The 13,118-nt window shown below is 35.7% G+C and carries 9 protein-coding genes; 8 read left to right on the top strand and 1 reads right to left on the bottom strand.

Annotated elements, in window-relative coordinates:
• The first annotated feature begins 12 nt into the window (after positions 1–12).
• The 7 genes from mscL (at position 13) to BUA03_RS01035 (ending at position 8,473) form a co-directional block, all read left to right on the top strand.
• Positions 13–429, top strand: coding sequence for a large conductance mechanosensitive channel protein MscL (gene mscL / locus BUA03_RS01065; RefSeq protein WP_066079616.1), 417 nt, complete (start codon positions 13–15; stop codon positions 427–429).
• A 385-nt stretch (positions 430–814) separates the two neighbouring features.
• A complete protein-coding gene (locus tag BUA03_RS01060; RefSeq protein WP_066079476.1) occupies positions 815–1,810 on the top strand; it encodes an aspartate-semialdehyde dehydrogenase in 996 nt (331 codons plus the stop codon).
• A 155-nt stretch (positions 1,811–1,965) separates the two neighbouring features.
• Positions 1,966–2,310, top strand: a complete 345-nt coding sequence (locus BUA03_RS01055; RefSeq protein WP_066079479.1) for a hypothetical protein — start codon at positions 1,966–1,968, stop codon at positions 2,308–2,310.
• Positions 2,311–2,385: 75 nt separating this feature from the next.
• The gene (locus BUA03_RS01050; protein WP_066079482.1) at positions 2,386–4,770 is read left to right on the top strand and encodes a TonB-dependent receptor; all 2,385 of its coding nucleotides are present in this window, start codon (positions 2,386–2,388) and stop codon (positions 4,768–4,770) included.
• Positions 4,771–4,787: 17 nt separating this feature from the next.
• A complete protein-coding gene (locus BUA03_RS01045) occupies positions 4,788–5,345 on the top strand; it encodes a type 1 periplasmic binding fold superfamily protein (RefSeq protein WP_066079485.1) in 558 nt (185 codons plus the stop codon).
• Positions 5,346–5,503: 158 nt separating this feature from the next.
• Complete coding sequence (locus tag BUA03_RS01040; RefSeq protein ID WP_394333624.1) at positions 5,504–7,606, top strand: prolyl oligopeptidase family serine peptidase; 2,103 nt, start codon at positions 5,504–5,506, stop codon at positions 7,604–7,606.
• Between the two features lie 552 nt (positions 7,607–8,158).
• The gene (locus tag BUA03_RS01035; protein ID WP_066079491.1) at positions 8,159–8,473 is read left to right on the top strand and encodes an HPF/RaiA family ribosome-associated protein; all 315 of its coding nucleotides are present in this window, start codon (positions 8,159–8,161) and stop codon (positions 8,471–8,473) included.
• 95 nt (positions 8,474–8,568) lie between these two features.
• Here the strand turns inward: BUA03_RS01035 and BUA03_RS01030 are convergent, their stop codons facing one another.
• Entirely contained in the window at positions 8,569–10,146 is a 1,578-nt protein-coding gene (locus tag BUA03_RS01030; RefSeq protein WP_066079496.1) for a L,D-transpeptidase family protein, read from the bottom strand.
• Between the two features lie 440 nt (positions 10,147–10,586).
• On the opposite strand from BUA03_RS01030, the gene BUA03_RS01020 reads away from it, so the two are divergent.
• Positions 10,587–13,106, top strand: coding sequence for an AsmA family protein (locus BUA03_RS01020; protein ID WP_245792543.1), 2,520 nt, complete (start codon positions 10,587–10,589; stop codon positions 13,104–13,106).
• Positions 13,107–13,118 lie beyond the last annotated feature (12 nt).

The following is a 13,118-nucleotide window of genomic DNA, read 5'->3' as shown; positions in this document are numbered from 1 at the left end:
AAAATGAAAATTATGAAATTTTTCAGTGATTTTAAAGCTTCTTTAATGAAAGGAGACGTTTTAAGTTTGGCAACAGCAGTTGTTATAGCGGGTGCATTTGGTAAAATTGTTGGATCCGCTGTGGATGATATCATTATGCCAATTGTAGGTTTGATAACTGGTGGAATCGATTTTACCCAGAAATTCATCACTTTAGACGGTAATAGTTATGCTGATTTACCTGCAGCAAAAGCAGCAGGGGCGGCAGTGATCACTTATGGAAATCTGGTACAAGCCATTATTAATTTCGTGATTATTGCTTTCTTCATTTTTGTGGTTTTAAGAGCTGCTGAAAAAGCGAAGAAAAAAGAAGTGGTTGTGGTTGCTGCAGTTGCTGGACCAACACAAGAAGAGTTGTTGACTCAGATTAGAGATTTATTGAAAAAGTAATTGCCGTGACATTATATATTCTAATTTATCCTGAATGTGTTTCAGGACTAAACCGCTTCTTAATTGAGGCGGTTTTTCTTTAAAAGTTCTTCTAGAACAGTAGCGGCTTTATTACCATTAAGAAATTAAGATACAGTAAGAGGCACTTTAAAATTTAATTTTCTTAATTTCTTAATGGTTCCAAAATCTATATAAAACGGTATTTAACAAGATTTTGAAATTAAAAAGAAATAATTCCTTGAAAAAATTTCACTCCTGATTTTCATTTCTTTTACTAAACGTTATAAATATAACATTTTGTTATTTTTTGTGAAGCTGATTGTTTTAATTTCAATATTAGTTACTTTTGTGATTCAAATTTAATATTCAATACTAAAAATATACTATGAAAATAGCAGTTGTTGGTGCTACCGGAATGGTCGGCGAAGTAATGTTGAAAGTTTTAGCAGAAAGAAATTTCATTGGTAAAAATGACGAATTGATTCTTGTTGCATCAGAAAGATCTGTTGGCAAGCAAATAGATTATAATGGAGATATGCTTACAGTTGTGGGTTTGCAAACAGCAGTAGATATGAAAGCAGATATTGCTTTGTTCTCTGCAGGCGGGGAAACTTCATTAGAATGGGCTCCAAAGTTTGCAGCAGCAGGAACAACGGTTATTGATAACTCATCAGCTTGGAGAATGGATCCAACTAAAAAATTAATTGTGCCAGAAATCAATGCTAGCGAATTAACAAAAGAAGATAAAATCATTGCAAATCCAAACTGTTCTACGATCCAAATGGTACTGGTTTTGGCTCCTTTGCACAAAAAATACAATATCAAACGTGTCATTGTTTCCACCTACCAATCCATTACTGGAACAGGTGTAAAAGCAGTGCAACAATTGGAAAATGAATACGCAGGTGTTGCAGGAGAAATGGCTTATAAATACCCAATTCATAGAAATGCGATTCCACAATGTGATTCTTTCGAAGAAAATGGATACACTAAGGAAGAGATGAAACTGGTTCGTGAAACTAAAAAAATATTGAGCGACAATACCATTGCTGTGACCGCGACTGCGGTTCGTGTGCCCATTGTAGGCGGACATAGTGAAGCGGTAAACGTAGAATTCTCGAATGATTTTGACGTAGATGAGGTAAGGAATATTTTGCATCATACTGATGGTGTGGTAGTTCAGGACAATAACGACACCTATACGTATCCAATGCCAATGTATGCACAAGGAAAAGATGCTGTTTTTGTAGGTAGAATTCGTCGGGATGAAAGCCAAGAAAACACCTTGAATATGTGGATTGTAGCGGATAACTTAAGAAAAGGAGCGGCGACAAACACCATACAAATTGCTGAATATTTGATTGCAAAGGGATTGGCGTAGTGCTTTTGAGGTTGAAAACAGCCTTATTTTGTTGCTCTTTAAGAAACTAGAATTTGGTTTTTGGGCATAATTTTTTAAATCCATTTGTTTTTATGAAATGCATATTTTGTAAAAACAAATGGATTTTTATTTCAGTATCGCTATATTTGCCAAAGATGAAAAAGAAATTTTCTATATTTAGTCTCGTGCTAACGCTGACAGTATTGCTTTCGATGCTGTTTCAGTCGGTGCATAAATACGAGCATATAGCAAAACAACTTTCTGAAATTCAATGCGTTCATGAGAAAAATTCTACTGCAGAAATAACGCATCAGCATCACAATTTTGATTTTTGTGGAATCTGTGCTTATAAATTAGGCAGCTTTACATTTTTAGTTTTTCCTACTTTTGAATTAAAATCATTAGAATTATACCCAAACAACGCTGATTTTGATTCCAAAGAAATCACGCAATTCTTTAAAGGAAGCCTTTTTGCGCTTCGTGCTCCACCAGCAGTCTAAATAGTTTTTTAAAACAATATATCATTTTCAAATCTTGGAAATGATTCACATGTTTATCTATTTTGAACAAAGAAAATGCAAACAAAAATCTATATTTTTTTCTGCTTCTGTTTGTTTTGCACCATTGGTTTTTCGCAAAATACAGTTAGTGGAAAAATTACTACTCAGCAAGGATTACCTCTTTCAGGAAGTCATGTACACATTGGGACAAAAACAGTATCCTCAGATGTTTCGGGTAACTATCTTATAAAAAGATTGCCAAAAGGGAACGTAAAAGTATATGTGTCTTTTATTGGTTTTCAGGCTATTGATACCTTAGTAAATTTAGCGGGTGACCAAGTTTTGAACTTTGCCTTAAAGGAAAATGCTGCACAGTTGCAGGAGGTGATCATCAGACAAAAAGCCAATACGCTGAACAAATCTCTTTTAGAACAAAAGATTAAAACGGAAACGATTGAGAAGTTCAGTAATCAAACCCTTGGTGATATTTTGAAGGAAATTGCAGGTGTTTCTAGTATGAAAACAGGAAGTTCTGTGGTAAAGCCGGTTATCAATGGTTTGTTTGGAAGTAGAATTCCGGTCATCAATAACAATGTCCGTTTAGAAGATCAGCAATGGGGAACGGAGCACGCGCCTAATTTTGATGTAAACGCAGCGGGCAAAATTACGGTTATCAAAGGAGCGTCTGGGTTGCAATACGGTGGTGACGCGGTAGGTGGATTAGTTGTGATCGAGCCTATTTCTGTAAAAAGAGACACGCTTTTTGGGAAAACAATCCTGAATCTAGCGTCAAATGGAAGAGGCGGTTCTATCAGTTCTAGTTTGCACAAAGGAAACGACAAAGGATGGAGTTGGAACGCACTAGGAACATTCAAGTATTCAGGCGATAGAGAAGCTCCTGATTATGTGTTGTCTAATTCAGGGAATCGGGAAGCTAATTTTTCTGGCGATATAAAATTTACTGGAAAAAAATATGATGTCTCTGGATATTACAGTTTCTACAATACCACTATTGGAATTTTGAGTGCTTCGCACATAGGTAATGTCAATGATTTATACAATGCTATTAAGAATAAAGTTCCTTGGGCTGTCTATGATTTCACGTATGACATAAATAATCCTAAACAAAAAGTGCAACATCATTTAGCAAAACTGAATTACAACTATTATTTTGATCAAACAGCGTCATTGGCGGTACAGTATTCTTTTCAGTTTAATAAGCGTCTCGAGTTTGACGTTCGTAGAGGAAATTTTAATAACCTAGCTGCCTTAGACTTGGCGCTAACCACTCATGCCATAAATATAGATTATAAAAAAACGGTGCATGATTGGTCTTTAAAGTCTGGATTTAATGGCTCTTTTCAAAACAATTTTGCAAATCCAGCTACAGAAATAAGACCATTGATTCCTAATTTCGATAGAATAGAATTTGGTAGTTATGGTATTGTAAACTATGATATTTCAGATAGTTTTTCTGTAGATGCTGGATTACGATATGATTTTTCACAAGTACAAGCCACTAAGTTTTACTTTAAATCCAGATGGGATGAAAGAGGCTATAACTCTGAATTTGCTGATTTTATTGTGGGCGAGCAAGGCAATCAATGGTTGGCAAAGCCTAGTTTTACTTTTCATAATATTTCAGCTAGTACAGGATTTCACAAGGAATTTGGTCAAGACTTACACTGGTACACTAATGTTAGTTTGGCAACCAGAAACCCAAATCCGTCCGAGTTTTTTAGTGACGGTTTGCATCATTCAACTGGGGTCATCGAGCTCGGTGATATAGCTTTAGACAAAGAACAAGCGGTAAAATTATCGACCACCTTGCAAAAAAAATGGACAGCTTTCTCAGTTGAGGTTAATCCTTTTATAAACAGCATTCGCAATTTCATGTTCTTACGGCCTGTTGGTTTTGAAAAAAACAATCGCGGTTCGTTTCCAGTTTGGGAATACCAGCAAACTAATGCAAGGTTAGCAGGAGTTGACGTGCAAACACATTGGAAAATAAACAATCAATGGCAGCATGATTTTGCTTTGGCTTATGTAAATGGGAGAGATTTGACTAACAACGAATTCTTGATTGATATTCCACCATTAAATCTGAGTAACAAAATTCAATTTGCAAAAACGGAGTGGAATGATCTCAAACTCGAATTAAAAAGCGAAATGATAATGCGTCAAAATCAGTTTCCAGATAACAATTTCATAACCAATATTATTGTGAATAATGAATTGACTGAGGTTCTAGTAGACATTAGTACTCCTCCGCCAGCCTATCAGTTGTTGCATTTCTATTCGGAGATGAAATTCAAGACTTTCGGTAAATCTAATACAACAATCGCATTTTCTGTTCAGAATATTTTAAACACTAATTACAGGGACTACCTCAATAGGCAACGTTTTTTTGCTGATGAAATGGGTAGAAACTTTCAAATTCAATTAAAATTCAATTATTAAAAAGTAAACACAAAAAAATGAAAAATTCAAAAATTTTAGCACTAGCATTATTATCGGTATTCACGTTTTCATCTTGTAACAATGACGATCCTATTGCAGTAAATGAGGAAGAAGTAATTACAACGGTAACAACTACTTTGATTTCTGGAAATCAAACAGTTACCATGACTTCAAGAGATTTAGACGGAGACGGACCAAATGCCCCAGTGGTAACTGTTTCTGGGGATTTGTTAGTAAACACAACTTATAGTGGAGCTGTTAGTTTTTTAAACGAATCAGTAACACCTGTTGATAATATCACAGATGAAATAAAGGCAGAAGGTGTAGAGCATCAGCTTTTCTTTCAGGCTCCAGCAGCAATAGGAACATTTACTTATGCAGATGCAGATAGTAACAATAAACCTATTGGATTAGCTTTTACCTTAAAAACTGGGACAGCAGCAGCAACTGGAAATATAGTAGTAATCTTAAGACACGAACCGCTTAAAAGTGCTGATGGAGTTTCATCCGGTTCTATTACAAATGCAGGTGGAGCAACAGATGCGCAAATTACATATCCTGTTCAGGTTAAATAAGAACTTCAATTCTTTGTCAACCATTCTAAAAAGCGCCATTCGAAAGAATAGCGCTTTTTTTAGTTTTATTTAAGACATCCCCACTACTACTAGACTAACTAATTCCCTATTTTTGTAACAACCTAAAACAGAATCTAATGAAAAAAACTTTTTTAATAATGGCTGTATCATCTGCACTGGCAACTTTTGGCCAAAACCAAAAACCGAAAACGCTAACGTATCCCACGACCAGTAAAGGCGAAACCGTTGATGTGTATTTCGACACGAAACTTCCAGATCCGTACCGCTGGCTCGAAGACGACAAATCTGCTGAAACGGGTGCTTGGGTAAAAGCGCAAAACGAAGTGACGTATGACTATTTAGCTCAGATTCCATTTCGGGATTTGCTAAAAGCAAGAATGGAAAAACTGTGGAATTATGAAAAAATAGGGGCTCCTTTCACAGAGGGCGATTTTACCTATTATTACAAAAATAACGGTTTGCAAAACCAATCGGTGTTGTATCGAAAAGATGCTAAAGGAACGGAAACTGTTTTCCTCGATCCCAATACGTTCTCTAAAGATGGAACGACATCGCTTGGCGGATTAAACTTTTCTAAAGACGGCTCTAAAGTGGCCTACTCCATTTCAGAAGGCGGAAGCGACTGGAGAAAAGTCATTATTATGGATGCCGTTTCTCAAAAAATTATGGAAGACACCATCGTCGATGTAAAATTCAGCGGCGTTTCTTGGAAAGGAAATGAAGGATTCTATTACTCCAGTTATGACAAACCAAAAGGAAGCGAGTTGTCAGCAAAAACAGATCAACACAAACTGTATTTTCACAAGGTAGGAACTGCACAAAAAGTAGATAAAGTTATTTTTGGTGCCGATCAAAAAAGACGTTATGTAGGGGGTGGAGTTACAGAGGATGATTGTTTTCTAGTGATCACAGCAGCAAATTCTACCTATGGAAACGAATTGTATATCAAGGATTTGACAAAGCCAAACAGTCCTATTGTAACTATTGTGGATAATTTCAAAAGCGATAACAGTATAATTGAAAATGAGGGAGTTAAATTATTTATAGAAACCGACCTCAATGCGCCTAACAAACGAATCATTACTGTTGATGTGAACAATCCAAAACCAGAAAACTGGAAAGATTTCATCGCAGAAACCGAGAACGTTTTATCTCCTTCAACAGGTGGAGGATATTTCTTTGCTAACTACATGAAAGATGCCGTTTCGGTAGTTAAACAATACGATTACTCTGGAAAATTGGTACGTGAAATACAATTACCAGGGATAGGAACTGCTGGTGGTTTTGGCGGAAAGAAAAAAGAGAAAACGCTTTATTACTCGTTTACAAATTATGTTACTCCGGGTTCTACGTTCTCCTATGAGCCAAAAGCAGGAACGTCTGCGGTGTACCAAAAACCAAAAGTAGATTTCAATAGTGAACAATACGAGTCCAAACAAGTGTTTTATACTTCCAAAGACGGAACAAAAATTCCAATGATCATTACCCATAAAAAAGGTTTGAAACTGGATGGGACAAATCCAACAATGCTATACGGTTATGGAGGGTTCAACGTGAGTTTAACGCCAAGTTTCAGTATTGCTAACGCCGTTTGGATGGAAAACGGGGGCGTTTACGCGGTGCCAAATTTACGCGGCGGCGGAGAATACGGTAAAAAATGGCATGATGCAGGAACCAAGATGCAAAAACAAAATGTATTTGATGATTTCATTGCAGCAGCAGAATATTTAATTGCTCAAAAATATACAGCTCCTCAGTACCTTGCTATTCGTGGTGGTTCTAACGGAGGATTGCTTGTAGGTGCCACCATGACACAGCGTCCAGAGTTGATGAAAGTCGCTTTGCCGGCGGTAGGAGTGATGGACATGTTGCGTTACCATACTTTTACTGCAGGAGCAGGGTGGGCGTATGACTACGGAACAGCACAAGACAGCAAGGAAATGTTTGCGTATATTAAAGGGTATTCTCCCGTACACAACATTCAAAAAGGAATACAATATCCCGCCACGATGGTTACAACGGGCGATCACGATGATAGAGTAGTGCCAGCACACAGTTTTAAATTTGCAGCCGAATTACAACAAAAACAAACAGGAACAAATCCAGTCCTAATTCGTATTGACATCAATGCAGGACATGGTGCAGGAAAATCTGTAGCCGCAACTATTCAGGAAAACGTCGATATTCAGGCATTCACGCTATTCAATATGGGAGTGGTCCTATTGCCTGAGCTGGACTAGAGCATTCTGTCTGTAGGTTCGGGAATAGCAGGATGTACCCTATTTTGATAAATGTCTGAGTAGAAAGTCAAAGGGTATTAGGCTAGGAGGAGCTATTTCCTGCTGTACGCTCCACCCTTACTTTTAGCGTTGTTTTTTCTAAGGCTAAAAAGGAGCTTCCTTTGGTCGCTCTTTTAACCCAAGAAAAAACACAACGCTAATTCATAAGGGGTTTCACTGCCATCAGGGCTAGGATATCTCTTCAATAACAGCACTAATTTTCAAAAACACCAGTCGAAAGATTGGTGTTTTTTTGTGCGCTGTTTCTAAAAAAATCGAGTAGATAAATAAACCATACTATAGCAAATATCAGAGAGGCCCTTGTTACAACTGATGTTTTTTCCGCGATCATAAAGGGGTATCTGCAAAATAGAATAAAGCAAATCCCCTAATTCCAAACCTGCCTTAGATCCACTTCCTTTGTCCTTAATTTTCACAATGTTTTATTAATGCAGTCGTTTTTTGGTTCTTCGTTCGTTAAATTTGAAAGACAATCATTAAATAAATAAAAACATGACAGTACAAATCAACACAGACAATAACGTAGAAGGGAACGCACGATTGAAAGCGTATATTTCGGATGAATTAGGAACTGCTTTAGCACGTTTTGAAGATAAAATTACCCGTTTAGAAGTGCATCTTGGAGACGAAAATAGTGCCAAGTCTGGACTCGATGACAAACGATGTCTTATCGAAGCCAGACCAATTAATATGCAGCCCTTAGCCGTTACAAATTACGCCGATACTACCGAGAAAGCATTTCACGGAGCCTTGGACAAAATTAAAAAAGTGTTGGAAACGACTTTCGAAAAAAAGAAAACATATTAAACAAGTACCTTTAGGTAAATAAAAAGAAATGACACTGACTTTTAAATAAGGCAGTGTCATTTTTTTTGGTTATCATTTGTGAGCAAATCAAACACTTATTTGTCAAACAATAATGTTGCTAACGTTTCATCCCTTTTATAGACATCCTCATAAAAATGAATGACGCCTTCCGTATCTACCCAAGCGGTAAAATAACCAATATAGACTGGGATTTTGTTTTTAAGCGTGTACCAATATTCCTCTCCATCATGCATCGCGGTCTCTATCTTCTCTGGATTCCATTTTGGATCATTTTTCATAATTATGGCTGCAAGTTCTTTTGGCTTGGCTACACGAATACATCCGTGGCTGAAAGCACGGTCTTCTTTTCCAAATAAACTTTTGGATGGGGTGTCGTGCAAATAAATTGCATTCGAATTGGGAAATAAAAATTTTACTAATCCCAATGAGTTTTCGGGTCCAGGTCGCTGTCTAACATAACTATCTTTCCATTCCATGTCATGTTCTTCTAAATAATTTGGATTTTTCTCAATGGCAGGAAGGATTTCTTTTTTCAGAATGCTTGTTGGTACATTCCAATAAGGTCGGAACACGATGTATTTCATTGGTGCACTAAAAATTACGGTTTTGTGCATTGCTTTTCCTACTACAACCTTAGAACGCAACTCTGGTTCGCCATCTCTAAAAAAAGTCAGTTCATAGGCAGGAATGTTGACCACAATCAATTCTTTAGATTTAGTAATATCATTGGATATCCATCGACAACGTTCCATATTGACCATAATGGTTTTGATGCGTTCCGCAACAGACACGTTCATATATTTAATATGTTCCGGCAAAATCGTTTTGTTGAGGGTATTACCACTTCTCTTTTTAAATTTCAAAATTCCAGTAGCTAATTCGGAATCATACACGGCACTTTTGGAATCACTAGACATATCATCGGTGATAAACAAACGTGTTCTGATTTGTGCAACAGCAGCAGCGCTGTCTCCAGGTTTATAGGATTTAACATTTGGATCAAGAGCAATTGCTTTCCATCCGCCTTTTTTTTCTATTTTGCGGTATTCCTGTAAAACATCTTTTAAAAGGAAATATTGCTTCAAAACACCTTTTTCTTCTTTGTTAATTAATGCAGGATTGATTAACAATGAATCTAAGTAACTCACATAAGATTGTCTTTTTCGAGGTAAAAACCATCCTAAATCTTTTGTTTTCTGAATGTCGATTCCGTCATATACTTTATCAGCATAAAAAAAGTACAGGGCAGAGCTCAGCAACTCCGTTTCAATACTAGCCTTTTGATTGTCATCCGGATTATCGTAGATGTCGTCTAATTTTTCTTTATACGGAATGGCAGTTTCAATTCCTTCCAGATTCATGCTATTCACTTTGCTGTAAAGCAAACCGGCAAATTCATTTAGGCCGTCCTTATCAAACCAGATATAATGAAATTCATGTTTGCGGTACAATTGCTCAACATCGCCTCGATAGTTTTTTAGCTTTGGATATTTACCAAAGAAAGTCCCAATTTGAGTACTGTCAAATGGTATTTCGATTTCGTTTAAACGCGTTGGTGCCATCACAATTTCTTTGTTTTTCTTTTTGCAAGAAACAAGAGTAAACAGTAGTGTAAAAACAATAAATAATAATAGGGAAAATAATTTTTTCATGAGTCAATTTTAATTCGTGAAGAATGGATTGTTGGCAGTACAAAAATACATCAAATCAAGTACGGTAGTATCAGTTGTAAAGGAGCTGTATTATTTAAGATTGGAAACGTACTTATTATTAAGGAGTACAAATAATTTAAAAAAATGTATAAGTAGTTAATAATAAAACATTTACGATTTAAAATTTGTAAGTAAGCAGATTGTTTTCGTCAAAAATTTTTTTATTAATCCAAAAATTATGAAAAAAATAGTATTCGTTTTTGTGAATTTTTGGCTGTTTTTATCTTTTATGGCTGCAGGGTAAAGCCTTACTTTAGAGTATACTACCTTTTTTAAAGCAACTGTTATTCGCTAATAAATAAGGTATTTTTCCAAGTTTTTCATCATTAATAGTCCTGCACTCGAACTGCTGCGTAAAAATTTGAATTGTAATTTGTAGTTTGAAATCAATTGGAGCATTAGTTTTTATAGTATCTTGTATTTTAAACAGTAAAGGAGTACGCATGAATCAATTTTGGCAGGGCACAAGAACTTATTTTAAAACTGCAAGTTTCAGGAAAGTAAGCAAAAGAATTGGTTATTTCTTTGCGGGATTAGTTGTGCTTATTTTTATATCTTCAGCGGTTGTGGCACTTTATTTTAATACTAATAAAGCAGAAATTGTAACCCAAATCAATGCTAAGATCAACGAAAATATTACCGGCACAATCCACATTGGAGCAATTAAATATAAATTCTTAAAGGGGTTTCCCAACATGACCTTGTCGTTAAGCCAAGTTGAATTAAAGGACAGTTTGTGGGTCTTTCACAAACGTACATTGCTTAAAGCACAACAAATTGAGATCAGAATTGATCTTTGGGACTTGCTTTCAAATGAGATTAACATCAACAAAATCGAAATTCAGCAAGCAACTTTGCATTTGTTTAAAGGAAGAAATGGAATTGTAAACACACATATATTTAAGGCTAAGCCAAAAGGCAAAAAATCAAAAAGCGCTACAACGTCCGCCTTTGATGAGATCATAATGGATCAAGTTCATTTCATTTCTGAAAATCAATTGGGAAACAAGTTGTTTGATTTCGACATTCTTGCTTTACGAAGTAAAATTGCATTTAGTGACGGAAATTGGCATACGAACCTGTATCTGAAAACAGTAGCTAAAAGCATGGCTTTCAATACTAAAAGAGGGAGTTTTATTAAGAATAGTTTAGTGGAAGGAGTTTTGACAGTTGTTTATTCCAACTCTAAAAACCAGATTAGTATTGCCACAACTAATTTTGGAATCGGACCCGAGTTTTTTGATATCAAGGCTCATTTTAGTTTGGATGCAAACAAATCTCCTTTTGACATTGCCATAAAAACCTCCATATTGTGGCGTGAAGCTTCTGCTTTATTGAGTGCTAATATCAGTTCTAAAATCGACCAATTTGACTTGAAAAACCCTATAAATGTGAGCTGCTCTATTATTGGGGATATGAATGCTAAGGGAGATCCGGAAATTATAGTAAAGACAAACATTAGGGATAATGAACTCAAAATACCGGACGGGATTATTACAGATTGTACTTTTGACGCGACGTTCACCAACCAATATAAAAAAGGAGCGGGTTGTAATGATGTTAATTCTACTATTACCTTGACCGATTTTTCAGGGCAATACAAAACGATTCCTTTTACTATTCCCATCGGAATTATTTCTAATTTTGAAAAAACAACTGCAGCAGGAAGTTTTAAATCTGATTTTAATGTGTCCCGATTGAATGAGATTGTGACTAAAGATTTTATTCATTTTACTGGTGGTCAAGCCAAAGTGAATCTGGAATTTAAGTTTGACATCTTGGATTTAAAAATACAAAAACCATTGTTCACAGGAAATGTAGACGTTATAAATGCAACCGTAAATTACGGCCCAAGAAATTTGACTTTCGTAAAAACAGATATTGAGCTGGATTTTACAGAAGAAGCGCTTTTGATAAAAAAAATTAATTTTAAAGAACGTAAGAATAAAGTTTTTATGGAGGGTAAGATTGACAATTTTCTGACGTTGTATTATGAAAACCCTGAAAAAATGATTGTCAATTGGGATATTTATGCTCCTTTTCTGGATATAAAACAATTTGTGGGTATTATTACTAGTTCAGGTCAAAAAGCATCGAAAAAGAAAAATACAAAAGATGATTTTTCATCTGAATTGTATGCTGTAATTGATAAATGCCAAGTGGTGCTGAATTTGAAAGCAGATAAGATGCTGTATAGTAAACTGGAGGCGACTAATGCCAAAGCCACTATTTTATTGGTCAATAATCAGTTAATCGTCAAGAACGGCTGGGTGCAGAGTGCTGGCGGCACAATCTCCTTTGACGGGAAATTAATCCCAAAAGACGACGCTTTCTTTTTAGAGTCAAATACAAAAATTAATCGTGTAGATATTTCCCGATTTTTGACTTCGTTGAATAATTTTGGAATTCAATCCTTTCAACCCAAAAATATAAAAGGGTTTCTCTCCGCTTCCACCTCGGTACAAGGGATGCTTCTTTCTGGGGGACAATTGAAAACAAATTCACTTTCTGGAAGTGCTAAATTTAAAATAGACCAAGGAGCGCTGATTGATTTTGAACCCATCACCAATATTGGTAAATATGCTTTTCCGTTTAGAGACGTTAAGAATATCGTATTTAGAAACTTGTCTGGTAATTTTGAAATAAATGGTGCTTTAGTAGGGATAAAAGATTTGAAAGTAAGCTCTAACGTTTTGAATTTAGATGTGAATGGTGTTTATTCCTTTGGGAGAGGAACAAATTTGGCTATAACGATACCACTTAGAAATCCTAAAAAAGATGAGATGATCACCGACAAAATTGAAAGAGCTGAAAAACGCAATAAAGGAATTGTATTGCATTTACTTGCAGTTGACGAAGAGGGAAAAATAAAAATCCGATGGAATAAAAACCATAAATAAAAAGCAAAAACG

This window comes from Flavobacterium fryxellicola (genome assembly GCF_900143245.1).
Lineage (GTDB): Bacteria > Bacteroidota > Bacteroidia > Flavobacteriales > Flavobacteriaceae > Flavobacterium > Flavobacterium fryxellicola.
This window is presented reverse-complemented; position numbering and strand designations above follow the sequence as displayed.

Excerpts from the sequence above, each read along its gene's own strand:
- mscL (WP_066079616.1), top strand. The coding sequence starts at position 13 with ATGAAATTTTTCAGTGATTTTAAAGCTTCTTTAATGAAAGGAGACGTT.
- BUA03_RS01060 (WP_066079476.1), top strand. The coding sequence starts at position 815 with ATGAAAATAGCAGTTGTTGGTGCTACCGGAATGGTCGGCGAAGTAATG.
- BUA03_RS01055 (WP_066079479.1), top strand. The coding sequence starts at position 1,966 with ATGAAAAAGAAATTTTCTATATTTAGTCTCGTGCTAACGCTGACAGTA.
- BUA03_RS01050 (WP_066079482.1), top strand. The coding sequence starts at position 2,386 with ATGCAAACAAAAATCTATATTTTTTTCTGCTTCTGTTTGTTTTGCACC.
- BUA03_RS01045 (WP_066079485.1), top strand. The coding sequence starts at position 4,788 with ATGAAAAATTCAAAAATTTTAGCACTAGCATTATTATCGGTATTCACG.
- BUA03_RS01040 (WP_394333624.1), top strand. The coding sequence starts at position 5,504 with ATGGCTGTATCATCTGCACTGGCAACTTTTGGCCAAAACCAAAAACCG.
- BUA03_RS01035 (WP_066079491.1), top strand. The coding sequence starts at position 8,159 with ATGACAGTACAAATCAACACAGACAATAACGTAGAAGGGAACGCACGA.
- BUA03_RS01030 (WP_066079496.1), bottom strand. The coding sequence starts at position 10,146 with ATGAAAAAATTATTTTCCCTATTATTATTTATTGTTTTTACACTACTG.